At 66.6% G+C, this 24,824-nt stretch carries 24 protein-coding genes and 2 pseudogenes; 12 read left to right on the forward strand and 14 right to left on the reverse strand.

The genetic code is table 11. The features are described from left to right. Positions 1 to 62: 62 nt before the first annotated feature. The 4 genes from WKW80_RS11075 to WKW80_RS37700 all read left to right on the forward strand — a co-directional run bounded on the left by WKW80_RS11075 (position 63) and on the right by WKW80_RS37700 (position 3,030). Entirely contained in the window at positions 63 to 635 is a 573-nt protein-coding gene (locus tag WKW80_RS11075) for a carboxymuconolactone decarboxylase family protein (protein WP_340363615.1), read from the forward strand. Then, complete coding sequence (locus WKW80_RS11080; protein WP_340363616.1) at positions 632 to 1,465, forward strand: amidohydrolase family protein; 834 nt, start codon at positions 632 to 634, stop codon at positions 1,463 to 1,465. The genes WKW80_RS11075 and WKW80_RS11080 overlap by 4 nt, the downstream gene beginning before the upstream one ends. Positions 1,466 to 1,721: 256 nt before the next feature. Next, a complete protein-coding gene (locus WKW80_RS11085) occupies positions 1,722 to 1,940 on the forward strand; it encodes a hypothetical protein (protein ID WP_340363617.1) in 219 nt (72 codons plus the stop codon). Positions 1,941 to 2,013: 73 nt separating this feature from the next. Beyond that, a complete protein-coding gene (locus tag WKW80_RS37700; RefSeq protein ID WP_479694156.1) occupies positions 2,014 to 3,030 on the forward strand; it encodes a tannase/feruloyl esterase family alpha/beta hydrolase in 1,017 nt (338 codons plus the stop codon). A gap of 18 nt (positions 3,031 to 3,048) precedes the next feature. Here WKW80_RS37700 and WKW80_RS11095 read toward each other — a convergent pair whose 3' ends face one another. Genes WKW80_RS11095 through WKW80_RS11120 form a run of 6 tightly spaced genes read right to left on the reverse strand, consistent with a single transcriptional unit; the run spans position 3,049 to position 8,894 of the window. Further along, complete coding sequence (locus tag WKW80_RS11095; protein WP_340363619.1) at positions 3,049 to 4,035, reverse strand: Bug family tripartite tricarboxylate transporter substrate binding protein; 987 nt, start codon at positions 4,033 to 4,035, stop codon at positions 3,049 to 3,051. Positions 4,036 to 4,060: 25 nt separating this feature from the next. Further along, positions 4,061 to 4,738, reverse strand: coding sequence for a flavin reductase family protein (locus WKW80_RS11100; protein WP_340363620.1), 678 nt, complete (start codon positions 4,736 to 4,738; stop codon positions 4,061 to 4,063). Between the two features lie 2 nt (positions 4,739 to 4,740). After that, positions 4,741 to 5,526 carry an enoyl-CoA hydratase-related protein gene (locus WKW80_RS11105; RefSeq protein WP_340363621.1) on the reverse strand — a complete coding sequence of 262 codons (786 nt, stop codon included), beginning with the start codon at positions 5,524 to 5,526 and terminating at the stop codon, positions 4,741 to 4,743. After that, positions 5,523 to 7,055, reverse strand: coding sequence for a 3-hydroxyacyl-CoA dehydrogenase (locus tag WKW80_RS11110; RefSeq protein WP_340363622.1), 1,533 nt, complete (start codon positions 7,053 to 7,055; stop codon positions 5,523 to 5,525). Before WKW80_RS11110 ends, WKW80_RS11105 begins: the two co-directional genes overlap by 4 nt. Continuing rightward, positions 7,048 to 7,665 carry a glutathione S-transferase family protein gene (locus tag WKW80_RS11115; RefSeq protein ID WP_340363623.1) on the reverse strand — a complete coding sequence of 206 codons (618 nt, stop codon included), beginning with the start codon at positions 7,663 to 7,665 and terminating at the stop codon, positions 7,048 to 7,050. Before WKW80_RS11115 ends, WKW80_RS11110 begins: the two co-directional genes overlap by 8 nt. Then, positions 7,665 to 8,894 (reverse strand): CaiB/BaiF CoA transferase family protein, encoded by a 1,230-nt coding sequence (locus tag WKW80_RS11120; protein WP_340363624.1) that lies wholly within the window; start codon positions 8,892 to 8,894, stop codon positions 7,665 to 7,667. Before WKW80_RS11120 ends, WKW80_RS11115 begins: the two co-directional genes overlap by 1 nt. 202 nt (positions 8,895 to 9,096) lie before the next feature. Here WKW80_RS11120 and WKW80_RS11125 point away from each other — a divergent pair, with 202 nt between their 5' ends. After that, positions 9,097 to 10,065 carry a Bug family tripartite tricarboxylate transporter substrate binding protein gene (locus WKW80_RS11125; RefSeq protein ID WP_340363625.1) on the forward strand — a complete coding sequence of 323 codons (969 nt, stop codon included), beginning with the start codon at positions 9,097 to 9,099 and terminating at the stop codon, positions 10,063 to 10,065. 74 nt (positions 10,066 to 10,139) lie between these two features. Here WKW80_RS11125 and WKW80_RS11130 read toward each other — a convergent pair. The 4 genes and pseudogenes from WKW80_RS11130 to WKW80_RS11145 form a co-directional block, all read right to left on the reverse strand. Then, positions 10,140 to 11,055 (reverse strand): annotated as a pseudogene (locus tag WKW80_RS11130) (acyl-CoA dehydrogenase family protein); the annotation flags it as partial. Between the two features lie 81 nt (positions 11,056 to 11,136). Then, positions 11,137 to 12,156 carry a Bug family tripartite tricarboxylate transporter substrate binding protein gene (locus WKW80_RS11135; RefSeq protein ID WP_340363626.1) on the reverse strand — a complete coding sequence of 340 codons (1,020 nt, stop codon included), beginning with the start codon at positions 12,154 to 12,156 and terminating at the stop codon, positions 11,137 to 11,139. Between the two features lie 3 nt (positions 12,157 to 12,159). Continuing rightward, positions 12,160 to 12,936, reverse strand: coding sequence for an enoyl-CoA hydratase/isomerase family protein (locus WKW80_RS11140; RefSeq protein WP_340363824.1), 777 nt, complete (start codon positions 12,934 to 12,936; stop codon positions 12,160 to 12,162). A gap of 372 nt (positions 12,937 to 13,308) precedes the next feature. Continuing rightward, positions 13,309 to 13,515: pseudogene (locus WKW80_RS11145) on the reverse strand (AMP-binding protein); the annotation flags it as partial. A 201-nt stretch (positions 13,516 to 13,716) separates the two neighbouring features. On the opposite strand from WKW80_RS11145, the gene WKW80_RS11150 reads away from it, so the two are divergent. From WKW80_RS11150 to WKW80_RS11170, 5 genes are read left to right on the forward strand one after another with little or no spacing between them, the layout of a single operon-like run. Further along, positions 13,717 to 14,892 carry an acyl-CoA dehydrogenase family protein gene (locus WKW80_RS11150; RefSeq protein ID WP_340363627.1) on the forward strand — a complete coding sequence of 392 codons (1,176 nt, stop codon included), beginning with the start codon at positions 13,717 to 13,719 and terminating at the stop codon, positions 14,890 to 14,892. A 17-nt stretch (positions 14,893 to 14,909) separates the two neighbouring features. Next, positions 14,910 to 15,176: a maleylpyruvate isomerase N-terminal domain-containing protein gene (locus tag WKW80_RS11155; protein ID WP_340363628.1), complete on the forward strand. Its 267-nt coding sequence runs from the start codon at positions 14,910 to 14,912 to the stop codon at positions 15,174 to 15,176. Beyond that, a complete protein-coding gene (locus tag WKW80_RS11160) occupies positions 15,173 to 17,170 on the forward strand; it encodes an acetyl-CoA carboxylase biotin carboxylase subunit (protein WP_340363629.1) in 1,998 nt (665 codons plus the stop codon). Before WKW80_RS11155 ends, WKW80_RS11160 begins: the two co-directional genes overlap by 4 nt. Before the next feature lie 22 nt (positions 17,171 to 17,192). Next, positions 17,193 to 17,984 carry an enoyl-CoA hydratase/isomerase family protein gene (locus WKW80_RS11165; RefSeq protein ID WP_340363630.1) on the forward strand — a complete coding sequence of 264 codons (792 nt, stop codon included), beginning with the start codon at positions 17,193 to 17,195 and terminating at the stop codon, positions 17,982 to 17,984. Beyond that, positions 17,981 to 18,334, forward strand: a complete 354-nt coding sequence (locus WKW80_RS11170; protein ID WP_340363631.1) for a hypothetical protein — start codon at positions 17,981 to 17,983, stop codon at positions 18,332 to 18,334. Before WKW80_RS11165 ends, WKW80_RS11170 begins: the two co-directional genes overlap by 4 nt. Here WKW80_RS11170 and WKW80_RS11175 read toward each other — a convergent pair. Further along, entirely contained in the window at positions 18,324 to 19,934 is a 1,611-nt protein-coding gene (locus WKW80_RS11175) for an alpha-amylase family glycosyl hydrolase (protein ID WP_340363632.1), read from the reverse strand. The genes WKW80_RS11170 and WKW80_RS11175 overlap by 11 nt on opposite strands. A gap of 70 nt (positions 19,935 to 20,004) precedes the next feature. Between WKW80_RS11175 and WKW80_RS11180 the strand changes: the two genes are divergently transcribed. Next, positions 20,005 to 21,669 carry an alpha-amylase family protein gene (locus WKW80_RS11180; protein ID WP_340363633.1) on the forward strand — a complete coding sequence of 555 codons (1,665 nt, stop codon included), beginning with the start codon at positions 20,005 to 20,007 and terminating at the stop codon, positions 21,667 to 21,669. Between the two features lie 261 nt (positions 21,670 to 21,930). Here the strand turns inward: WKW80_RS11180 and WKW80_RS11185 are convergent, their stop codons facing one another. The 3 genes from WKW80_RS11185 to WKW80_RS11195 are packed head-to-tail and all read right to left on the reverse strand — an operon-like array spanning position 21,931 to position 23,843. Then, positions 21,931 to 22,128, reverse strand: coding sequence for a hypothetical protein (locus tag WKW80_RS11185; protein WP_340363634.1), 198 nt, complete (start codon positions 22,126 to 22,128; stop codon positions 21,931 to 21,933). Between the two features lie 18 nt (positions 22,129 to 22,146). After that, positions 22,147 to 23,091: an electron transfer flavoprotein subunit alpha/FixB family protein gene (locus WKW80_RS11190; protein WP_340363635.1), complete on the reverse strand. Its 945-nt coding sequence runs from the start codon at positions 23,089 to 23,091 to the stop codon at positions 22,147 to 22,149. A 2-nt stretch (positions 23,092 to 23,093) separates the two neighbouring features. Next, a complete protein-coding gene (locus WKW80_RS11195; RefSeq protein ID WP_340363825.1) occupies positions 23,094 to 23,843 on the reverse strand; it encodes an electron transfer flavoprotein subunit beta/FixA family protein in 750 nt (249 codons plus the stop codon). Between the two features lie 189 nt (positions 23,844 to 24,032). Here WKW80_RS11195 and WKW80_RS11200 point away from each other — a divergent pair, with 189 nt between their 5' ends. Continuing rightward, complete coding sequence (locus WKW80_RS11200; protein ID WP_340363636.1) at positions 24,033 to 24,803, forward strand: enoyl-CoA hydratase/isomerase family protein; 771 nt, start codon at positions 24,033 to 24,035, stop codon at positions 24,801 to 24,803. Positions 24,804 to 24,824: the final 21 nt, after the last annotated feature.

Raw genomic sequence — 24,824 nt, forward strand, 5'->3', positions numbered from 1 at the left:
ATGCATAGCCGTGGCCTCTCCCCTAAGCTCGTTGGCAACGACAGCACACAGGAGACACGAGCATGCCAAGAATTTCCCTGCCCGCGCCGGAGACCATGAGCCCCGAGCAGCGCGCCGTCTACGACAAGATCATTTCCGGCCCGCGCGGGCGCATCCAGGGTCCGCTGCGGGCCGCACTCCACAACCCGGAGCTTGCGGACAAATGGCAGGCCATCGGCGCACTGCTGCGCTACGGCACGACCCTGCCACCGCGGCTTTCCGAGATCGCCATCCTGGTCACCGGGCGCGCCTGCAATTCGCCTTTCGAGTGGTACGCGCACCGCGTCGAAGCCGAGAAGGCCGGCATCGAGCAGCCGATCATCGAAGCGCTTCTCGCGCAGACCGAGCCGCCCGGCATGTCGGCAGACGACGCGGCTGTCTATCGCTACGCCGTCGAGCTCAATCGCCACAACTCGGTTTCCGATGCGACCTACGCGGTCGCCCTTGCACGATTCGGTGAGCGCGCCGTGGTGGAGCTGACGGCGCTGGTTGGCTACTACACGATGGTCGCGATGACGCTCAACTGCCATGAGATTCCGCTGCCCGAAGGCGTGGCGCCAGCGTTCCCGTTGCCTCAAAGGGCAGCACTGTCATGAGCGAACCGGAAAACGCGGACGGTGTCGACGCCGGTTGGGATTGCCATGCCCACCTGTTCGGCCCTTACGATCGCTTTCCGCTGGCCCCCGAGCGCAGCTACACGCCGCCTGAGGCTGTCGAGTCGGCGTATCTGGCGCTTCTCGAACGACTTGGTCTTGGCCACGGTGTGCTGGTGCATCCAAGTGCGTATGGAAAGGATCACTCGCTGCTGTTGCATGCGCTGGCCGCGCAACCCGCCCTGCGTGGCGTGGTTGTGGTGCAACCGGGCGATCCACTGGCACTTGGCGGATTGCGTGAACGCGGCGTGCGTGGCGCACGATTCAGCCATCGCAGCGGCCCGGGCACCAACTTCGCCGGCAGTGCGTCGTTCGACGACCTGTGCGTCCTGGCCCCGGCATTGGCCGATGCGGGCCTGCACGCGGAGCTGTGGACAGACTGCAAGGCATTGCCGGCCATCGCTGCGCAATTACTGAAACTGCCGGTCCCCATCGTGATCGACCACATGGGCGGCTTCGACGTCAATGCCGGTGTCGACGATGCGGGATTCCGCACGGTGCTCGATCTGCTCGCGACCGGCAAGGTCTGGGTCAAGCTTTGCGCCTATCGCAATCTGCTCGGCTCGTCCGCCTGGGAAGTGGGAAGGCCGTTCCAACAAAGGATGATCGAAGCCAACCCCGAGCGTTTGGTATGGGGCAGCGACTGGCCGCACCTGCGCGTGACGCCCGAGCCCGACGCCGCGCAGTTGCTTGCCATGTGCAGGGACTGGTCGGGGAGCGACGCCATTGCTGACAAGGTGCTGCGCATCAACCCGGTAAACCTTTACCGATGAGCACGCCGACGGCGGGGACATCGAGGACGCACCCCCCGTAGGGCGATGTTGTCGGTGCTCGCCGCCGCCATCGCAACTGTGCTTGCGCTGAGCGCCTGTCACCGCAGCACCGACGTCGTCGCGGTCAGTACATCCTTGAACACCCCCGGGCATGCAACGCGCTGGCGACGGGGGTCGTCTTGCCGCCCCCGCACGCGCATCCTTGCCGCAGTGTTCGAAGCGGCCACACCCACTCAGCCGGCGCATTGCCGCATCGATGGCGACATCGACGACCGCACCGGCGTCGACAGCCAGCGCTACGCGACGCGCGGGCGGTACTGCCGCATTCGGCCTCGATCCGCAAGCGCGGGTGGCCTTCGCCTTCGCGGCCTACGACCAGGTCACGCGTGTCGGCAAGCTCCTGACGCTGGCCTACTACGGCCAACCACCGCGTCATGCCAGGGCTGCTCCGAAGGGGGTCGCGAAGCACTGCTGATGTCACAGCGCTTCCGGAGCACTACGAGGGCATCATCGCCGGCGATCCGACGCTGCACTTGCCACTCGGTCCAATGGCGGGCATCCACACCACGAAGCTGCTCACCGGCTTGGCCAGGCGCTCGGGCAAGACACTCCCGGACGAACAGCCGGCGATCGCTCTCACCTTCAGCGACCCGGACCTGCTGCTGGTTCGAAATGCGGTGCTGAAGGCTTGCGATGCACTCGACGGGCTCGCAGATGGCATCGTCGACAACCTTCCTGCCTGCACCGGGCCCCCGTGTTCACATGCAGTTGCTGGCGACGCAGTGCGCGGGCGCCAAGACCGACGCCTGTCTGTCGGCCGACCAGATCGAGACGCTGGCGACGGCCTGTGCCGGTGCCGTCGATTCAAAGGGCCGGCAGCTCTATGCCAGCTGGCCTTGGGACCCCGGCATGGGCGGGGTTTCAGCGAAGGACAACAGCTACAACCAGACATGGCGCTCCTGGTGGCTCGGATCGGCCAGCGCCACGACGAACAACGCGATCAAGCTGTCATTCGTTTCCGCCATCTCGGTCCTCTACACGTCCGCGCCGAAGCTGCCTTTCACCGGCGCCGAAGCTGCCTTTCACCGGCGCCGACGCATTGCCCTTCTCGCTGGCGTACGACTTCGACGCCGACCCTGCCCGGATCTACGGTACGTCCGCCCCCGGTGCGACCCCCGCTCTATGCGCCTTCATCGGCGGTCATGTATTTCACGGATGCCACCGACCTGTCGACCTTCCAGAAGCGCGGCGGCAAGCCCATGGTCTACCACGGCGGCGCTGATTCCTCCGTGTCGGTCAACGACACGCTGCGCTGGTACGAGGGCGTCGCGCGGCAGTCAGGCGGCAATGCGCAGGACTTCGCCCGGATGTACGTCGTGCCGGGCGCAGCGTTACGCGCGCGCACCGTGCGATGGGTGACGAGTCCACCTGATTGCGATCGACGAGCTCGCCTGCACTTCGACCATTCAAGTCTGAATCATCCGAAATATCCAGGTAAACGACCATGTCCACTCATTCGGCTGTCGTCGGTGCGGCGCTCGCACTCGCCGCGTCCTCAGCGCTGAGCCGGGCGGTTCCTGGTGCTATTTTTCGAGCAGGCCAAGGGTGCCGAGAAGCTTTGTCATCGCAACTTTGTCGGCATTTACGAATGCGGTTGTTTCAGCCGGCGACAGCACAAGCTGCTCGGCGCCCAACGAGCCGAGCAGCTTGAGGTAGGCGGGGTCGGCATTGACTTCAGTCATCGCCTTGCGCAGCGTCTCGACGATGGCCGCCGGCGTGCCCCTGGGGGCGGCCAGCGTGTACCAGGTCGAGACCTCCGATCCCGCCATGCCGGCCTCGGCCATGGTCGGCACCTGCGGCAGCAGCGGTGAGCGCTTCGTACCGCCGTAGGCCAGGGCCTTGAGCTTGCCTTCGGTGATGTAAACCTGCGTGGCTGCGAGATTCAGCATGCCAACCTGCACCTGGCCACCGAGCAGATCCTTCAGCGCGGGCGCTGCGCCACCGTACGGGACATGCGTGATCTGGATCCGCGCGCGGTGCAGGAATGCTTCGGCGCCCAGGTGCGTGGCGCCGCCGGTTCCGGCCGATGCATAGTTGAGTCTGCCCGGCTCCTTCTTTGCCAGGGCGACCAGTTCCTGCAGGCTGGACACACCCACCGACGGATGCACCACCAGCACATTTGGCTGGTTCGCCACTGCGGCGATGAACGCGAAGTCGGTGACGCCATCGTAGGGGATGCGCTGCATCAATGGCGTCACGACATGGCCGGCCGAGGTGCCGAGCAACAGCGTGTAGCCGTCCGGCCGCGCGCGAGCCACGAAGCCGGTGCCGATGGTGGCGGCCCCGCCGGCCTTGTTGTCGACGACTATCGGCTGCTTGAGCCTTTGCTCCAACTGACGCGCCAAGCCACGCGCGAGGGTGTCCGCCGGACCGCCGGCCGCGTAGGGGTTGATCAGCATGATCGGGCGCGACGGGTACACCGCCTCCGCGTGCAGTGTGGGAGCCAGACACAGCGATGCGCTGCCCCAGGTGACGGATCGGAGGAAGGAACGGCGGGTTGACGTATTCATTGGATATTTCTTCGGTTTTGAAGGTTCAGGGTCTGTCGCTGTTCTCGCGCACCGGCTGGGCCCAGCCTTCGCCGCCCGGTGGCCGCTGGAGCATCGGTCGATGGAAAATCTCGCCGAGACCCGCATAGAAGGGGCCTCCGAGACGTGCGATCGGGCGCATGCGCTCGGTATCGACGCGCTGGCCGTCGTATACCTCGTCGGACAAGTGGAAGGCGACGACCTCGCCGATGTACAGCGTGTTGATGCCACGGCCAAGCACGACGACCTGGTCGAGCCGGCACTCCATCTGCACGGGCGAAATCGCGATGCGCGGAGGCTTCACGTGCCGGCTCGGCAGCAGCGGAATGCCAAGTGCCTCTACTTCACTGACCTCGGGCGGGTACTCCTGCGCGCTGCGGTGCATGAGTTCAAAGTTGTGTTCGGTTGCAACGTTGACGACAAACTCCCGGCTACGCGCGATGTTGCGCGCCGTGTCCTTGATCAGCCCGTCACCGGCGCGCGCCGCGATGTTGATGGCCAGCATTGGCGGGCTGGTCGCAACATAGTTGTAGGAACTGAACGGCGCCGCATTGACGCGCCCTTCTTCGTCGACAGTGGTGATCCAGGCCACGGGGCGGGGGGCCACGCAGCCGACCACCAGCCTGTAGGCGGTTTCGGTGTCGAGGCGATCGCCCTCGACGCAGATGAAACGGGAACCGGCCATATTCAGTTTCCCCGGTAATGCGGCGCGCGCTTTTCCAGGAACGCGCGCATGCCTTCCTTCTGGTCATCGCTGTCGAACAGCCGCTCGAAGTAGCGACGCTCGAGGGCCAGCGCGGTGTCGATCGGCACATCCGCACCGAGACGCACCGCATCGCGAATGGACTGAACGGCCAGCGGTGGCATGGCGGCGATCTGTCCACCCAGCTCGATGGCCCGCGTCAGCGCTTGCCCCGTCGGCACCAGTTCGCTCACGACATTGGCCATGTAGGCGTCGCCGGCCGGAATCATGTCGCCCGTCAGGCTCCACAGCAGCGTCTTGTAGCGGCCCGCGGCGCGCAGCAGTCGCTGCGTGCCACCAGCACCCGGCATGATTCCGACCCGAATTTCAGGCTGGCCGAACTTCGCGTCTTCCGCCGCGATGATGATGTCGCATGCCAGCGCGAGTTCGCAGCCACCGCCCAGTGCGTAGCCTTCCACTGCGGCAATCACGGGCTTCGAGAGTTGGCGCACGACGTGGAACACGCGGTCGGTGTCGAGCCGCACATGGTCGTTCGGCCGCATGGTCGACATCTCGCCGATGTCGGTGCCCGCGACGAAACAGCTTTCGCTGCCAGTGAGCACCACGGCGGACACCGCGTCGTCGCCTGCCAGCGCCTCCAGGTGCTCGACCAGGTCGCGCTTGACCTGGAGATTCAGGGCATTGCGACGCTCCGGTCGATCGATGGTCACGATGCCGACGTGGCCCCTGCGCTCGACGCGCACCACAGTCCGAACAGTCTCGGCGTTCATGACGCGGCCTGCACTTCGCGTTGCAGCCACACCGAACCACGGTAGCGGTCCTCGCCGTAGCTCGCGCCGAGATTCCGGACTGTGCGAAGTACCGTTGCCAGGCCGATCTCGCGCCCCCATGCCATCGGACCCGCAGGGTAGTTGACGCCCTTGCGCATCGCGGCATCCACACTGTCGGCGGATGCGATGCCCTGGTACACGGCTTCGGCACCTTCATTGACCAGCATGGCCACGGTGCGCATCACCAGCATGCCGGGCACGTCGGCAAGTTGCGAGACACGCTTGCCCAATGCGCCGAACAGGCCTGCGGCCTTTTGCACATCGTCAGCGCTCGCCTGAGCCGCCGCGGCGATGGCGATGCGGCCGCAGCTTGTGTAATCCAGCGCCAAGTCGAAGAGCACCACCGCCTCGCCCAGCACGGCGGCTCGCTCGGTCGCGGTGCGGCCATCGGTCAACGAGAGCGCGAGCCCATCGACACGTATCAGGCCATCTCCTGCCGTCCGCTCCAGGCGGACCCCATCGAGCTTTGCCAACAGGTCGACCAACGCTTGCGCCGGGCCGAGGTCGCCCTCGACACGAACGACCGAGGGATTCATGTCCGTCCCGAGTTCGTCGACCACGACGGGACTCGCACCCTCCCGATAGTCGAAAAAGCCGCGGCCGGACTTGCACCCGAGCCAGCCGGCATCGACGAGATCCTTCTGCATCAGCGACGGCTTGTAGCGCGGGTCGTCGAAGAAGGCCTGGTACACCGAACGCGTGACCGCGAAATTGACGTCGTGACCGATCAGGTCCATGAGTTCGCAAGGCCCCATGCGGAAGCCGCCGGACTCGCGCATCACGGCGTCGAGGGTCGCGGGCGAGGCCACCTGTTCCTGTAGCAGGCGCAGCGCTTCGCCATAGAACGGACGCGCCACGCGGTTGACAATGAAGCCCGGCGTCGAGCGGCAATGCACGGGCGTCTTCCCCCAGGCCAGCGCCGTCGCGAAGATCGTTTGCGCCACCTCCGGTGCTGTGACGTGGCCGCTGACCACCTCCACCAGCGGCAGCACGGTGGCCGGGTTGAAGAAATGCATGCCGACAACGCGCTCCGGTCGCTTCAATCGACCAGCGAGAGCCGTGACCGACAGCGAAGAGGTGTTGGTGGCGACGATGGCGTCGGGCGGCAACTGGCTTTCCAACGCCGAGAGCGCGCTGACCTTGGCTTCGAGGTCTTCGTAGATGACCTCGATGACAAGGCCCACCTCGGCCATCGCGTCGTCGGACAACGGGGATCGGATGCGCGTCAGCACTTCGTCGCGCTTCGCCCCATCGAGCTTGCCGCGCGCCACCCGCTTGTCCAGGCTTGCGCGGATCATGCCAAGGCCGCGTTCGACCGCTGCGTCGTTGGCGTCGCGCAGGTACACGGTGTGGCCTGCTGCGGCCGCCACTTCCGCGATACCGCTGCCCATGGTGCCTGCGCCGATCACGACGACGCTCTTGTTCAGCGGCAGTGCATTGCCGGTGCCTGAGGTGTCTTGATCAGCCATCGACGGGCTCCGTGGATTGAAAGGAAGGGCGGGCCTGCAAGGTTGCAAACCAGTCTGAGAGGCGGGGTGCCAGCAAGCGCCAGCCAAGCGTGTCGAAGCGGTAGTCCAAATACCCAAGGGCACAGCCAAGCGTCACGTGACCGATGGAGAAAGGCGCGCTGCCGATGAGGTCGGCCTCTGCGTCAAGCAGCTTCAGCGAGGCTCGGGTCTTCAGCTCGAAGGCGTCCACCAACGCCTGCAAGGCATGCTCGCGTTCGCGCTCGTTGCGCCACAGGATCAGCGCATCGAGCAGGCCATCGCCCAGCGCATGCCAGCGCAGGGCTTGCCAGCGTGCCTCGCCCTGTACCGGGAACAGCGAGCCACCGGCCTGGTCGTTCAGGTATTCGCAGATCACGATCGAATCGAAGAGCGTCGAGCCGTCTTCGCGCACCAGCGTCGGGATCTTCGACAACGGGTTGTCCACCATGATGGCCGCGTTGGGCTTGAGCATCGCCGCAACCGAGCGCACGAGTTCGAGCCTGGGCAAGATGCCGAGTTCGTGCGCGCAGATCATCACCTTGCGCACATAGGGCGACTTGGGTGACCAGTGCAGTTTCATCTTTTCTGCCATCAGATCGCTCCCGCGGCGCGCAACGATCCGATGCAGGCCGGGCTGTAGCCCAGCTCCGCGAGAATGTCGTCACTGTGCTGGCCCAGCAGCGGCGGCGCGCTCTGCGTCTGCAGCGGCGATTCGGCAAAACGCATGGGGCTGCCCACCTGCGGCACGTCGACGCCGCTCGGGTGCGGCACGTAGCGCAGCATCTCGCGCGCCTTGACTTGCGGCTCCTTGAACACGTCAGCAACGGTGTTGATGGGGCCGCAAGGTACGCCCGCCTTGTCGAGCGCTGCAATCAGCCGGTCGCGCTCCCACTCGGCAAACACGTCGCGCAACATGCCCGACAGTTCGACGATATTGCGAACCCGCTGTGCGTTGGTCGCAAAGCGCTCGTCTGCGATCCATTCCGGTCGACCGAAGACCTCGCACAGTTTTGCGAACTGGCCGTCATTGCCCACCACCAGGATCACGTCGCCATCCGCGCAGGCATACACGTCCTGCGGCTGGATATTGGGATGCGCATTGCCGTTGCGACGTGGCACCTTGCCCGAGACCAGGTAGTTCATCGCCTGATTCGACAATGTGGCCACCTGCACGTCGAGCATCGCGATGTCGATGTTGTCGCCTACGCCCGTCTCGTTGCGCCGTGCCAATGCGGCCAGCACCGAGACAGCGGTGTACATGCCCGTCATCAGGTCGACGATCGGGATTCCGACCTTCTGCGGCCCGCCGCCGGGACGGCCGTCCTTCTCGCCCGTCACGCTCATCAGGCCGCCCATGGCCTGGATCAGGAAGTCGTAGGCCGGCTGGTCGCGACGCGGTCCGGTCTGGCCGAAGCCGGTGACCGAGCAGTAGATCAGGCGCGGATTGATCTTGCGCAGTGAAGCCTCATCGAGGCCGTAGCGCTTCAAGGTGCCGGCCTTGTAGTTCTCCAGCACGATGTCGGCGTTGGCAGCCAGTTCCTTCACGATTCGCTGGCCCTCGGGCTTCTCGAGGCTCACGGTGATCGAGCGCTTGCCGCGATTGACGGCGAGGTAGTAGCCGGCTTCCTTCGTGTCCTTGCCTTCGGCGTCCTTCAGGAACGGAGGGCCCCAGGTGCGGGTGTCGTCGCCGGCGCCGGGCCGTTCGACCTTGATGACGTCGGCGCCGAGGTCGGCGAGGATCTGGCTGGCCCAGGGGGCGGCGAGGATGCGGCTCAGGTCGAGCACCTTGACGTGCGACAGCGGGCCTTTGGCGGTGGTCATGCGAAGTCTCCTTTGGTTGGAGACGATTCTGGATTTGCGATGCGCTCCGGACTACCTCATCGGCGGCAACGCTGTGATGCGTCCGAGCGCATACCGGCGACCTGCACGGCCCCAGGCCGCATAGCAGGTATGCGCCGCAGACGGGTGCGCCGGCACGGCCATGTTCCTAAAGTTCAGTTCACCACGAACGGAGACATTGACCATGAATCGACTCATCAGATCCACCGCCGCGCTGGCCCTCGCATTGGCCGCCACCACAGGATGGGCGCAGGCATACCCGACCAAGCCGATCCGCGTGATCGTGCCCTTCCCGGCCGGCGGCCCCGTGGACCAGACGGCACGCGCACTCGGCTCCAGGCTCGGCGCCTCGCTGGGCCAATCGATCATCATCGACAACAAGGGCGGTGCCGGCGGCTTGCTCGGCGCCGACGCGGTGGCCAAGTCGCCGGCGGACGGCTACACACTGCTGTTCTCTTCCGCCGGTGCGCTGGCGATCGTGCCGCACATCGTGCCGTCGATGCCCTATAACCCGCAGAAGGATCTGGTGGCCGTCACCCAGGCGCTCAAGGTGCCCGCAGTACTGGTCGTGTCCGCCAACTCGAAGTACAAGACCTTTGCCGACCTGAAGGCCGCCGCCACGGGCGATGCCAGCAAGATCAACTACGCGTCGGCAGGCAGCGGGACCACGCCGCATCTGCAAGCCGAGTTGCTCAAGCGCGAGGCGAAGCTCAACATCAACCACATCCCCTATCGGGGTGCGGCGCCGGCGCTGACGGACCTCATGGGCGGGCAGGTCGACATGATGATGGTCGACATCCCGGTGGTGCTGCCCTTCATCCAGTCGGGCAAGCTGCGTGCGCTGGCGGTAACCAACGCCAATCGAATTCCAGTGCTCAAGGACGTGCCCACCGTCGGCGAGTTGGGCTTGCCCAAGGCCGAGGCCTACAACTGGTACGGGATGCTCGCCCCGGCTCGCACGCCGCCCGAGATCATCAACAAGCTGTATACGTCGGTCGGCGCTGCATTGCGCTCGCCGGAACTGAAGCAGCAGTTCGACCAGCAAGGCGTGGAAGTTGTCGGTAGCAAGCCCGAGGAATTCGGAGTTTTTATCTCCACGGAGTCGGCGCGGTGGGGAGCGCTGGCAAAGGCGGTCGGCGCCAAGATGGAATAAGTGCAGCGGCCGCAACGGCCGACTTTGATTCCTCGGCTTCAGCGGCTCGTCATGAGCGCTGAGGCCTTTTTCAATTACGCCGTCACAGGCCGCTTGGCCGGCTCGAGCCTGGCGATGGCATTGCGATGCACTTCGTCCGGACCATCGACGATGCGCACGATGCGCTGGTGCGCATAGGCCTCCGCCAGCCAGAAGTCCTGGCTGACACCGGCCGCCCCGTGCGCCTGGATCGCCCAGTCGACCACCTTGCACGACATGTTGGACGCCACCACCTTGATCATCGCGATCTCGGCACGCGCTTCCTTGTTGCTCACCGTGTCCATCTTGTAGGCCGCGTTGAGCGTCAGCAGGCGCGCCTGGTCGATCAGGCAGCGCGACTTGGCAATGCGTTCATGCCGGACCGATTGCTCGGCCAGCGGCTTGCCGAAGGCGATGCGCGAACGCAGGCGGTCGCACATCAGCTCGAGCGCACGTTCCGCAGCGCCGATGGAGCGCATGCAATGATGGATGCGCCCCGGGCCAAGGCGGCCTTGCGCGATCTCGAAGCCACGGCCTTCGCCCAGCAGGATGTTGCCGACCGGCCCGCGCACGTTCTCCAGCAGCACCTCCATGTGGCCGTGCGGTGCATCGTCGTAGCCGAACACCGACAGGTGGCGCAGCACGCTCACGCCGGGCGTGTCGCGCGGCACCAGCACCATCGACTGCTGCGCACGGCGTGGCGCCTCGGTGTCGGTCTTGCCCATCACGATGAAGATCTTGCAGCGAGGGCTGCCCGCGCCGGACGAGAACCACTTGCGGCCGTTGATCACGTATTCGTCGCCATCGCGCGTGATGGTGCACTGGATGCTGGTGGCGTCCGACGATGCCACGGCCGGCTCGGTCATGAGGAAGCCGGAACGGATCTGGCCGGCCAGCAAGGGCTCGAGCCATTCGTTCCTTCTGCGCCTCGGTGCCGTAGCGCTCGATGGTCTCCAGCGCGCCTCGTTGGGGTAGATGTGCTGGTCGAAGAACTGCCGCATGCGCTGCAGAGGAGCCGTCTCGCGTGTGACGAGACGACCGGGGAATCGGAAATCAGTCGAGACGCACGCCGGAGCGCTTGACCACCTCTGACCACTTCGCCGTATCCGTGCGGATCAGCGCGGCGAATTCCTTCGCTGTGCTGAGCCGAACTTCGATCCCGGCGTCGGCCATCTGTCGAATGATGTCAGGCGACGACATGGCAACGCCGATCTCGTCATGCAACTTTGCGACGATGGCGCTGGGTGTGCCCGCGGGCGCGAGCACGCCGAGCCAGAGCGACATCTCGTAGTCGCCCATGCCGGGGGTTTCGGAGATGGCCGGCACTGTCGGCATCGACGGCAAGCGCTTGCGGCCGGTGACGCCGAGTGGGCGCACCTTGCCGTTTTTGGCGTACTCGACGAAGTTCGACGCCGTGTCGAACATCATCGAGGTGCGACCGCCCAGGAAATCGGTCATCGCAGGTGCGCTCCCTTTGTAAGGAACGTGCGTCAGGTCCACCTTGGCCAGGCTCTTGAAGAGCTCGCCCGACAGGTGGCTGGTGGTGCCATTGCCAGCCGATGCAAAGGTCAACTCGCCGGGCCTCTTGCGCGCAAGCTCGATGAGTTCGGCCACGGACTTGGCGGGCACGCCGGGATTGACCACGAGCAGGTTGGACGTGTTGTGCGTCAGCGTGATGGGCTCGAAGCTCTTGACCGGGTCATAGCGCAGGTTCTTGTACAGGCTCGGGTTGATGGTGAGCGAACCCATGGTGGCGAACAGCAGCGTGTAGCCGTCGGGTGCGGAGGTCGCCACCGCTTCGGCACCAATACCGCCGCCAGCACCGGCGCGGTTGTCGATGATCACGGGCTGGCCGATGCGCTCTGCGAGCTTCTGGCCCAGGGTGCGCGCCATCAGGTCGGTCGCGCCACCGGCGGGGAACGGTACGACGAGGCGGATCGGCTTGTCGGGATACCCGGCTGCATGGGCAGGCAGGCCCAGCGCCGAGAGTCCGAACGATGCGCCGGCGAGGAGCATCCCGCGCCGGGTCGGGTGCAGGTTGCCGGGGTGCATGCGCGAATTGGCAGCCACCATGGCTCAGCGTCCCGTGAAGACCGGGGCGCGCTTCTCCGCAAAGGCGCGCTGAGCTTCCTTCGCGTCGTCCGTCTTGCCGATCAGCGCCGTCATGTCCTGTTCGTAGCGATAGCCGTCGCGCAGGCTCATGTCCTCGATCACGTTCAGCGTGTGCTTGCCCATGCGTGTCGACACCGGGCTCTTGGACGCTATGGTGGCCGCCAGCTCCAGCGCCCTGGGCATCAGGTCTTCCGGCGTCGTGCACTCTTCGATGATCCCAAGGCGATACAGCTCGGCAGCCGGCACGCGCATGCCCGTCAACATCATGCGACGCAGGCGGGAGTGGCTGAACAGGCGCATCGCGTGGCGGCAGCCGCCGAGCAGCCCTACGTCGACTTCGGGCAAACCGAGCGATGCCTTTTCCGATGCGATCAGGATGTCGCTGGAAGCCGCCATCGCGACGCCGGAACCGAGCGCGGCGCCATTGATCGCACAGATCACCGGCTTGGCGCATTCGCGAATCGCGTGGAAGCATTCCCGCGTGCGGCGCGAATGTGCGGGCAGATCGCCTGGGCCCTTGATGACCGACGCGCGGCCCTTGAGGTCGGCGCCCGCACAGAACACCTTGCCCGCCCCGGTCAGCACGACGACGCGCACTTCGTCCATCTCGGAGATGCGGTCGAGGGCCAGTGTGAGCTCGTCGTTGAGCGTACGCGTGAGCGCATTCACCGGTGGGCTGTTGAGCGTGAGAGTGGCTACGAAGTTGTTCAGCTCGTAGTTGAGTTGGGTCAGGTCGTTCATGGTCTCCGTTTCCGGCGCGAAGCGCGCACGTCTTGTTTGGTGTTGCCAGTCTAGTGACGGGCCTGCCACGACGAAGCCATTGCTCCCACAGAGCTGGTATGCGGTTTTCAGCAAGTCACGTACCGGCAGAAACGGCGGGAGCACGGGATCCGGTACACCGATGCCGGCGACCATCAGGACCTGCGGATGGGTGTCGATCAGGGCCTCGACTTCGGCCGGATACACGTTGAAGCCGCCCTGGATGTACATGTCCTTCATCCGACCCTTGAGGGTGATGAAGCCGCGCGCGTCCACACTGCCGAGGTCGCCCGTGTGCAGCCAGTGGTCGGCGAAGGCAGGGGAGTCCGCGGCGGCGCCGATGTAACCACGCACGACCCCCATGCCACGAAACCGGAGTTCGCCGATCTCGCCGCGTGCAATCGCCCGGACATCGGGGCCGATGGCTTCCACTTCCGCGCCCGCGAGTGGCTTGCCGATCGAGGCCATCAGGTCCTCGTCCGGACAATCCCACGGCGTCATCACCAGCGCCCCGGACGCTTCCGAGAGGCCGTACAGGTTCATGATCGTGGCGGCCGGCATTCACCGGCGGATCGAACGTCGATGCCACCCTGCTGGCGCAGTTGCAACGACGCATGGGGAGGGCCAGGGTGGGAAAGGGCAACGTATCGAGGGTAGGCCATCCGCAGCGCGCAGTCTTGCGGGAACTCGCTGTCGACAGCGAGTTGGCGCAAGACTGGCTGCACCGGGAGGGTTAGCCTTCGAGCGCCACACGGAGACACCATGGATTTTCTGGAAGCGCCATCGCTGCCGTTCTATTTCAGCCCGGATCACGAGCAGTTCCGTACCAGCCTGCGGGATTTCGTGGCGCGCGAGATCACGCCGCATGTCAACGCGTGGGACGAGGCCGAGACCTTTCCGCGCGCCCTGTACGAGCGCGCCGCCGAACTGGGCGTGCAGGGCCTGGGCTATCCGGAGGCGTACGGTGGCACGCCGGCGGACCTGTTCTACCAACTGGTCGTGGCCGAGGAATTCGCGCGCTGCGGCTGCGGCGGCGTGCAGGCGTCGATGAACTCGCACAGCATCGCGTTGCCGCCCATCCTGGCCGCCGGCAGCGACGAACTCAAGCGGCGCGTCATCCCGCCAGTGCTTGCGGGCCGGAAGATTGCCGCCCTGGCGGTCACCGAACCCTCCGGCGGCTCCGACGTCGCCAGTCTTCGCACCACTGCGGTCCGCGATGGAGACCACTACGTGGTGAATGGCGAGAAGACCTTCATCACCTCGGGCATGCGGGCCGACTTCATCACCACCGCCGTGCGCACCGATCCCGCGGTCAAGGGCGCCGGCGGCATCTCGGTGCTCGTGATCGATGGCGATACCCCGGGTCTCACGCGCACCTCGCTGAAGAAGATGGGGTGGTGGAGTTCTGACACAGCGCACCTGCGCTTCGACGACTGTCGGGTGCCGGTCGCCAATCTCGTCGGCGTCGAGAACCAAGGCTTCAAGACCTTCATGAACAACTTCAACGGCGAGCGGCTGTTCATGTCGGCCCTGGCCTGCAGTCTTGCCGAAGTGTGCCTGGAGGAGGCGGTCGACTGGACCCGCCAGCGAACGACGTTCGGCGTGCCGCTGTCGCAGCGCCAGGTCGTGCGCCACAAGCTGATGGACATGACCATGCGCATCGATGCCGCGCGCACGCTCGTCTATGACCTGGCCTATCGCATCGAGCACAAGCTGGCCGACCCGGCGCGGCTGGTGGCGCGCGTGTGCCTCGCCAAGGTCCAGGCCACCCAGGCCATGCAGTTCTGCGCCGACCAGGCGGTGCAACTGCTCGGCGGCATGGGCTACATGCGAGGCACCCGCAGCGAACGCATCTACCGGGAGGTCAAGGTCATGATGATCGGCGGCGGATCGGAAGAGATCATGAAGGACCTCGCGGCACGGCAACTCGGCCTGTAGCCGCAATGAACACGACCATGAACGACACCATCGCAGACCTTCGTGCCGAGTACGCCGGCCTCGCCGATCTGGCGCGCACGCTGACGCCGGACCAATGGCGCCTGCCGAGCAAGTTCTACGGCTGGACGCCGTGGGACGAGATCGCCCACCTCTGCTTCTTCGACGAGACGGGCCAGGTCCATCGGTGGCGGCGCCGACGAGGTGATGCTTCAGATTCTCAGCAGGTTCATGGGCACCTTTCCCAAGGCCTCCTGAATCAATTTTTTTGGACCCGAATTCCATGACCGTCACGACGCACAACCCCACGCCCTTTCGCAAGATACTGATCGCCAATCGCGGCGAGATTGCCCTGCGTGTCATCCGCAGCGCGCGTGCCCTCGGCTATCGCACGGTGGCGGTCTACTCCACCGCCGACGCGAATGCGCGCCATGTGCAGGAGGCCGACCAGGCCGTCTGCATCGGCGAGCCCCTGCCGGCGCAGTCGTACCTGCGCATCCCGGGCATCATCGAGGCGGCCAGGGCGAGCGGCGCGGATGCCGTGCACCCGGGCTATGGCTTCCTGGCGGAGAACGAGGATTTCGCCCAGGCCTGCAAGGATGCCGGCCTGGTGTTCATCGGCCCGTCGGCCGAGGCGATCGTCTCGATGGGCAACAAGGCCGGCGCCAAGACGCTGATGCAGGCCGCCGGCGTGCCCTGCATTCCCGGCTACCAGGGCGAGGACCAGGGCGAGGCGCGGCTGGCGGCCGAGGCCGAACGCATCGGCTTCCCGGTGATGATCAAGGCGACCGCGGGCGGCGGCGGCCGCGGCATGCGCCTGGTGCCGGCCGGCAACGAATTCCCCGAACTGCTGCGCAGCGCGCGCTCCGAGGCGCAAAGCGCATTCGGCAACCCGGAAGTCATCCTCGAACGCGCGATCGTCGAACCGCGCCACATCGAGATCCAGGTCTTCGCCGACCGCTACGGAAATGCCATCCACCTGGGCGAGCGCGACTGCTCGGTGCAACGCCGCCACCAGAAGCTGATCGAGGAGGCGCCCTCGCCAGCGGTGGACGCCGACCTGCGTGCGCGCATGGGCGCCACCGCCGTCGCTGCGGTGAAGGCGATCCGCTACGAAGGTGCCGGCACCCTCGAGTTCCTGCTCGACAAGGACGGCAACTTCTACTTCATGGAGATGAACACGCGCCTGCAGGTCGAGCATCCGGTCACCGAATCGATCACCGGGCTGGACCTGGTCGAACTGCAGTTGCGCGTGGCTGCGGGCGAGCCGCTGCCGCTCGCGCAGGATGAGGTTCGCTTCAGCGGCCATTCGATCGAGGTCCGGCTCTGCGCGGAGGATGCCGACAAGGGCTTCATGCCGCAGAGCGGCACCATGGCGCTCTGGCAGATGCCCGCGCGCCTGCGCGTCGAGGATGCCTTGATGTCGGGTGGCGAGATCCCGCCCTTCTACGACTCGATGATTGCGAAAGTCATCAGCCATGGCCGCACGCGCGACGAAGCGCGCCGAAAGCTTGCGGCGGGCCTGGAGGACGCCGTGGCGCTGGGCGTGACGACCAACCAGGCCTTCCTGCTGCGCTGCCTGGAACATCCGGTGTTTGCCGAAGGCGGCGCGACCACCGCCTTCATCGGCCAGCACCAGGACGCCTTGCTGGCGCCCGACAGCGCCTTGCAGGATCGCGCCGCGGCACTGGCCGCCGTGCTCCTCTACGAGACCACCGGCGACCGGCGCCATCGCCCCAAGGGCCGTCGCTTCACGCACAGCCTGCCGATTTCGCTGCGATTCGACGTCGGCGGCCGTGCGACCAACGCCAGCATCGTCATCAATCGCGAGCACCGCTTCCAGGTCGTCATCGGCGAGCAGACCTTCGAGATCGACCTGACCAGCCTCGGCGAGGACGCGGTGCGCTTCGTCTGCGACGGCGTGCATGAAGGCGCGGTCTTCCATCGCGACGGCCCCTTGCTGCTGGTGCATTACCGCGGCCTTCCGGTGCGCGTGGAGGACAAGACCCGGGCCGCGTCGGCCAAGCAGGGCGATGCGGCCGGCGACGGCAAGCTGCGCGCCTCGATGAACGGGCGCGTGGTGGCGGTGATGGTTGCCGTCGGCGACACCGTCGAGGCCGGCCAACCGATCGTCACGCTGGAGGCGATGAAGATGGAACACGTCCATGCCGCGCCGCTGGCCGGCAAGGTGACGGCGCTGCACGTCAAGTCCGGCGACCAGGTCGGCGCCAGCCGGGTGGTGGCGGAGATCGAAGCCACCGTGGAAACGCCCGCCGCATAGGCACGCCAGGAGACGACACCCCATGACCGAGACAAACGCCTCCGACGCCGCCGTGCTCCTGGACAAGCGCGGACACGCCCTGTGGATCACGATCAACCGGCCCGACAAGCGCAACGCCATCAACAAGGATGTCGTGGCCGGCATCCGCGAAGGCTACCGGCAGGCCCACGCCGACCCCGAGGTTCGGGTGATCGTGCTGACGGCCGCCGGGGAGAAGGCGTTCTGCGCCGGTGGCGACCTGCAGCCCGGTGCGGGCTTTGCGTTCGACCTGTCGAAGCCGAACATCGACTATGCCGACATGCTGAGGGATGCGCAGAACGCCACCTTGCCGAGCATCGCGCGCATCAACGGCGTCTGCATGGCCGGCGGCATCGGCCTGCTGTGCATGACCGACATGGCGATCGCCGCGGACAGCGCCCTGTTCGGCCTGCCGGAAGTGAAGATCGGCCTGTTCCCGATGCAGGTGCTGAGCCTGCTGCAGGCCATCGCACCGCGTCGCCTGGTGCGCGAGTGGTGCCTGACGGGCGAGCCCTTCAGCGCGGCCGAAGCCAGGGAGGGCGGCCTGCTCAACCATGTCGTGCCTGCCGCCGAGCTGGATGCGAAGACGCAGTGGCTGGTGGACCGCCTCGCGTCGAAGTCGCCCACGGCCTTGCGCCGCGGCAAGTACGCGATGCGCGCCATGGCGTCGATGTCCTTCGAGGAAGGCATCGCCTACACCGAGAGCCAGATCGCGCTGCTGGCGATGACGGAGGATGCGAAGGAGGGGCTCGCATCCTTCAACGAAAAGAGAAAGCCCGTCTGGACCGGCCGATGACGAGCGTCCGCCCCGCAGCGTCGGCCACGGCCGCAGGTGCCCACGCGGTCAGCCTGCACGCACGATCGTGTCAGCCGTGTATATGCAGCGATACCGTCACATCTGGTTACTCGAAGCTGCCTGCGAACGCGCCATTCCATCTGCTGTTCATGGGCGGCAGCATTGCGCTCGCGCTGTTCGCGCAAGGCCTCGGCAAGAGCGGGGCGCAACGCTACGTCGGGCCGCGCCAGCAACTTCGTCAGCCAGACCCTGCTGAATGCCAAGGGGAACTTCGTCGGCTGATCGCCGGCTCGGAGTCGAAGCAGGCCCGCGAGATCTCGCCGGTCCGCGGCCCCGTGATCAAGCGATGACGACACCTTCGCCCGGCCGCAGCGTGCGTGGCGGCTGCGCTGCGTCGGGCATCGCGTCGTGCGTCGACACGAGCACGCGCGCGCCATCGGCCACCAGGCCCGGAGGCAGCACGACCGCCGAGTCGCTGAAGTTGAGCGCCACCAGCAGCCGCCGCTCGCCCGCCACGCGCGCATAGGCCAGCACGCTTTCGCCGGCCTCCAGCGCCTCGTAGCGACCCTCGTGCAGCGCAGGCTCGCGCCGGCGCAATGCAATGAGCCGACGGTACAGGTTGAGCATCGACGACGGCGCGTTGCGCTCCACCTCGACATTGCACGTGGCCCATTCATCCCCGAGCCGCAGCCACGGCGTGCCCTGCGTGAAGCCTGCATGGCGCTCGTCGCCGCACCACTGCATCGGCGTGCGCTGCGGATCGCGGCCGAGCCCCTTGCCCGGCACGTTCTTCTCGAACGGGTCCTGCACTTCTTCAGGCGGGATCAGCGCGTCGGTCATGCCGAGTTCGTCCCCGTAGTAGAGCGTGGGCGTGCCGCGCAAGCTCAGCAGCAGCATCGCGGCGAGCCGCGCATGCAAGGCACCGACCCGGCTGGCGATGCGAGGCTTGTCGTGGTTTCCGATGACCCAGTTCGGCGCGGCGCCGGGCGGCAGCGCCGCCTCGTAGGCGCGCACGATGCGGTCGAGGGCGGCGGCCTGCCAGTCGGCGCCGATGAGCTGGAAGTTGAATGGCAGCTGTACGCCCTGCAGCAGGCCCTGGCCGTCGCTGCCGTAGTAGGCCATGAGCCGCGCGAGCGGCAGGTACAGCTCTCCGATCAGCACGCGCGAGGATGCTGCGTCGCTGAAGGCGTCGGCCACGCGCCGCATCTCGCGCGCGATCTCCTGCACCTCGGGCCGGTCGGTGGTGTAGAGCGGCAGCAGGCGGTGCGCCGCATCGCCACCGGCCACGAAGTGCGGATTGGCCGGGTTGTCGCGGAACTGATCGTCCTTGATCAGGTGGTAGAGCACGTCGATCCGGAAGCCGTCCACGCCGCGCCGCAGCCAGAAGCGCATCGCGTCGTACATCGCAGCGCGCACTTGCGGGTTGCGCCAGTTCAGGTCCGGCTGCTGCGGGAGGAAGGAATGGCAGTAGTACTGGCCCGTTGGCACATCCAGCGTCCATGCCGGTCCGCCGAAGTTGCTGAGCCAGTTGTTGGGCGGGCTGCCGTCCGGCGCCGGGTCGCGCCAGAGGTACCAGTCGCGCTTCGGATCCGCTCGGCTGCGCCGGCTCTCGATGAACCAGGGGTGCTGGTCCGAGCTGTGGTTGGGCACGAAGTCGAGGATGAGCTTCAGTCCCCGGGCCTTGGCCTGCTCCATCAACACATCGAAGTCGGCCAGGCTGCCGAAGCGCGGGTCGATGGCGCAGTAGTCGGATATGTCGTACCCGAAGTCGGCCATCGGTGAGGGGTAGATCGGCGAGATCCAGACGGCATCGACGCCCAGGTCCACCAAATAATCGAGCCGGCGGCAGATGCCGGGCAGGTCGCCGATGCCATCGCCATCGCTGTCCTGGAACGAGCGCGGATAGACCTGATAGACGATTCCGTTCTTCCACCAGTCGTCGGCCGGCATCCGCATCCTTTGTTTGCCTGTTTGTTCATTCATTCGTCACGACAGCCATTGTGCAGAAGGAGCCATTTCGATGATCAACGACCTCTGGTACAAGAACGCGCTGGTCTACTGCCTCTCGGTCGAGACCTTCATGGACGCCAACGGCGACGGCTGCGGCGACTTCGAGGGCCTCGCGCGCCGCCTCGACTACCTGCACGGCCTCGGCGTCACGACGGTGTGGCTGATGCCGTTCCAGACCTCGCCCGGCCGCGATGGCGGCTACGACGTCGCCGACTACTACAACGTGGACCCGCGCTTCGGCACCCTGGGCGATTTCGTCGAATTCACCCACGGCGCGGCGCAGCGCGGCATGCGCGTGCTGATCGACCTGGTGGTCAACCACACCTCCGACCAGCACCCTTGGTTCCAGGAGGCGCGCAAGAACCGCCATGGCAAGTACCACGACTGGTACGTCTGGTCCGACAAGAAGCCGGCCGATGCCGACGAGGGCATGGTGTTCCCCGGCGTGCAGAAGTCGACCTGGAGCTTCGACCGGCTGGCCAGGCGCTGGTTCTTCCATCGCTTCTACGACTTCCAGCCCGACCTCGACACCTCCAACCCGCTGGTGCAGGCCGAGATCCTGAAGATCATGGGCTTCTGGACACAACTCGGCGTGTCGGGATTCCGGATGGACGCGGTGCCCTTCGTGATCGCGCAGAAGGGCGCAGCGGTGAAGCGGCACAAGGAGCAGTACGACATGCTGCGCAACTTCCGCGAGCTGCTGCAGTGGCGCCAGGGCGACGCGATCATCCTCGGCGAGGCCAACGTGCTGCCGAAGACCGACATGGCCTACTTCGGCGAGGAGGGCGAGCGGCTGCACATGATGTTCAACTTCCAGGTGAACCAGAACCTCTTCTATGCGCTGGCCTCGGGCGACAGCCGCCCGCTCGCGAAGGCGCTGGCCGCGACGCGCCCGCGCCCCGCCACCTCGCAATGGGGCATGTTCCTGCGCAACCACGACGAGCTCGACCTCGGCCGCCTGAGCCCGGCGCAGCGCCAGCGCGTGTTCGACGCCTTCGCACCCGACAAGTCGATGCAACTCTACGACCGCGGCATCCGCCGGCGCTTGGCACCGATGCTCGGCAGCGACCGGCGCCGGCTCGAGCTCGCCTACAGCCTGATGCTGACGCTGCCCGGCACGCCGGTGCTGCGCTACGGCGACGAGATCGGCATGGGCGACGACCTGAGCCTGCCCGAGCGGCTGTGCGCACGCACGCCGATGCAATGGTCGACCGAGCCGCACGGCGGCTTCACGGCCGGCCGGAAGCCGGTGCTGCCGGTGATCAGCGGCGGTGCCTACGGCTACGAGCACGTCAACGTGGCGGCGCAACGGCGCGATGCCGACTCGCTGCTCAACTGGATGGAACGCGTGATGCGCATGCGCAAGGAGATCCCCGAAGTCGGATGGGGCGACTTCGAGGTGCTGGCCCAGCCGCATGCCACGGTGCTCGCGATGCGCTACACGTGGCGCAACAACGCGGTGCTGTTCGTGCACAACCTGGCGGCGGACCCGCTGGAGTTCGAGCTGGGCGCACGGCAGATCGGCGAGGGGTCGGAGCTGCTGGTCAACCTGCTGTCGGAAGCGCACAGCAAGGTGGACGGCAAGGGTCGGCACTGCATGCTGCTGGAGCCCTACGGCTATCGCTGGTTTCGCGTGGGCGGGCTGGACTACCTGCTCAAGCGGAGTGCCGTATGAAGGCCTGTCAGGAGGGTCGCAGTTGCACGACCCTCATCGGCGGGACACATCCATGCAGTCGAACACGACGTCGGGCTGCTTCGCCCGCGTCACTGCGCGGTGATCGAGTGGCGATCCTTGTCACTGCCCGAACAGCCGCGCGATGCCCCCGCGCGCGAACACGGCCCGTGGCCGTTGCCGATCGTGCTGCTCCACGGATGCCTCGATTCATTGCACGCCTGCCAAGCTCAGCGCTGCTCGCTCGGTCAGCCCGCTGCTCGGTCAGCCCGCTGCGCGGTGTGCGTCCGGGCGGATGCGATGCAGCTCCTGCGGGCGCGACAACGGTTGCCGCGCCAAATTTGGCCGGATGGCGGCCCACGCAAACCCGCGCAGGTCCGCCTCCGGCCATGCATCGGCGGGCACATTCCAGTCGTGCTGCATCACGCGCACTTCGCGCAGGCAATGTCGAAGCAGGGCCATGTCGTTCTCCTTCGGGGGTCAGATGGCCGAGGCCAGTTCCGGCACGGCGGCGAACAGGTCGGCTTCCAGGCCGTAGTCGGCGATGCTGAAGATCGGCGCTTCCGGGTCCTTGTTGATGGCAACGATGACCTTGCTGTCCTTCATGCCGGCCAGGTGCTGGATCGCGCCCGAGATGCCGCAGGCGATGTAGAGCTGGGGCGCGACGATCTTGCCGGTCTGCCCCACCTGCAGGTCGTTGGCGGCATAGCCGGCATCGACCGCCGCCCGGCTGGCGCCGAGGGCGGCACCGAGCTTGTCTGCCAGCGGTGTCAGCACCTCGCCGAACTTCTCGCGCGATCCCAGCGCCCGCCCACCGGAGACCACTACCCTGGCCGCTGCCAGTTCCGGCCGGTCGTTGGGCATGATCTCGCGACCGACGAAGCGGCTCTTGCCGCAGTCGGCCACGGCCTCGCGCGATTCGATCGGCGCGGCGCCGCCGTCCTGCGCGGCGGCATCGAAGCCGGTGCTGCGCACGGTCGCGAGCTTGATCGCGTCGCGGCTGCGCACGGTGGCGAGCGCATTGCCGGCATGGATCGGCCGCTCGAAGGTGTCCGGCGCGACCACGCGGGTGATCTCGCTGAGCTGCGCCACGTCGAGGCGGGCGGCCACGCGCGGCGCGATGCCCTTGCCGCTGGAGGTGGCGGCCAACAGCACATGGCTGTAGCCCGGTGCCAGCGCCAGCACCTGGGCCGCCATGTTCTCGGCGCCTTGCGATGCGAGATGCGGCGCATCGACATGCAGCACCCGGGCGACGCCGGCGATGCTTGCCGCGGCCTGTGCCACCGCGCCGGCATTGGCGCCGGCCACCAGCACATGCACCTCGCTCGCGCATTGCGCGGCGGCAGTGACGGCGTGGAGCGTCGCGGCCTTGAGGGTGTGGTTGTCGTGCTCGGCCAGCACCAGCGATTTAGAGAGCGTCGTCATGTTCAGATCACCTTTGCTTCGTTCTTGAGGCAAGCCACCAGCGCAGCCACGTCGGGCACCTTGATGCCGGCACCGCGCTGTGGCGGCTCGCTCACCTTCAGCGTCTCGAGGCGCGGCGCGATGTCGACGCCCAGGCCGGCCGCGGGCAGCACGTCCAGCGGCTTCTTCTTGGCCTTCATGATGTTGGGCAGCGTCACGTAGCGCGGCTCGTTCAGGCGCAGGTCCGTGGTCACCACGGCGGGCAGTTCCAGGGCCAGGGTCTCCAGGCCGCCATCGATCTCGCGCGTGACGCTCAGCAGGCCGTGGGCCGCTTCCAGCTTGCTGGCGAAGGTGGCCTGGCCCCAGTCGAGCAGCGCGGCCAGCATCTGGCCGGTCTGGTTGCAGTCGTCGTCGATGGCCTGCTTGCCGAGGATCACGAGTTGCGGCTGTTCGCGCTCGACCACCGACTGGAGCAGCTTGGCGACGGCCAGCGGCTCCAGCGCATCGGCCGTCTCGACCAGGACCGCGCGGTCCGCGCCGAGCGCCATGGCCGTGCGCAGCGTTTCCTGGCAGGCCGGGCTGCCGCAGGAGACCGCGACGACTTCGCTGGCCAATCCCTTTTCCTTGAGCCGCACCGCTTCCTCGACGGCGATCTCGTCGAAGGGGTTCATGCTCATCTTGACGTTGGCCAGATCGATGCCGCTGCCATCGGCCTTCACGCGCACCTTCACGTTGAAGTCGACCACGCGCTTCACTGCCACCAATACCTTCATCACCATGCCTGCCTTTCCTGTGTGTCGCAAAGATAGGCCGGCGGCCCGAACTTTTCCCCACCCCAGAGGAGGGGGCGGGGGCCGGGGAGGGGTGCCGGCCCCCTCCAAACACGGGGTGAATTGGCCTGGACCGCTGCGTAACCTGACTCCCATTCAACAAGCGGCGCCGCCGCCATAGGAGATCGAGGAATGAACGTTGCGTACGAAGTGAAGGGCCCCGTGGGCTGGATGACGATGACCCGGCCCAAGGCCATGAATGCGCTGGACCGCGGGATGGTCGATGGCATGACGGCACAACTGCGCGCCTGGCAGAACGACCCTGCCGTGCGGGTGGTCGTGATCACGGGCACCGGTCCGGCCTTCTGCGCCGGCGCCGACCTCAAGCAGGCGAGTGCCCCCGCCGAGCCCGGCGAAATGGACTTCCTGGACGCCATCGTCGCCTTCTTCAACGTGCTGCGCAGCTACGAGAAGCCGGTGATCGCGGCCGTCAACGGCATGGCGCTGGCCGGCGGCCTGGAAGCCGTGATGTGCTGCGACATCGTGCTGGCCGCGCAGAGCGCGCGCTTCGGCGACGCGCACTCCAACTTCGGCGTGTTCCCCGGCGGCGGCGGCGCCGCCATCCTGCCGCGCAAGGTCCCGGCCAACGTGGCCAAGTACCTGCTGTTCACCGGCGACGCGGTCCCGGCTTCTGACATGAAGACCTGGGGCCTGGTCAACGAAGTGGTGGCCGATGCCGAACTGGCCGCCCGCGCCCAGGCGCTGGGCGAGAAGCTCGCCGCCAAGAGCCCGGTGGTGCTGAAGCGCATGAAGCGCGTGGCCAACCAGGCCGCCGACAAGCTGCAGGCCGACGCGCTGCGCGACGAGGAGCTGGAACTGCGCAACCACCAGCGCTCGTGGGACATCCAGGAAGGCCTGCGCGCCTTCACCGAAAAGCGCAAGCCCGAGTTCCGCGGCTACTGATCGACCACCACCCAACTCACA

Source organism: Variovorax humicola, assembly GCF_037889915.1.
Taxonomy (GTDB): Bacteria; Pseudomonadota; Gammaproteobacteria; order Burkholderiales; family Burkholderiaceae_C; genus Variovorax; species Variovorax humicola.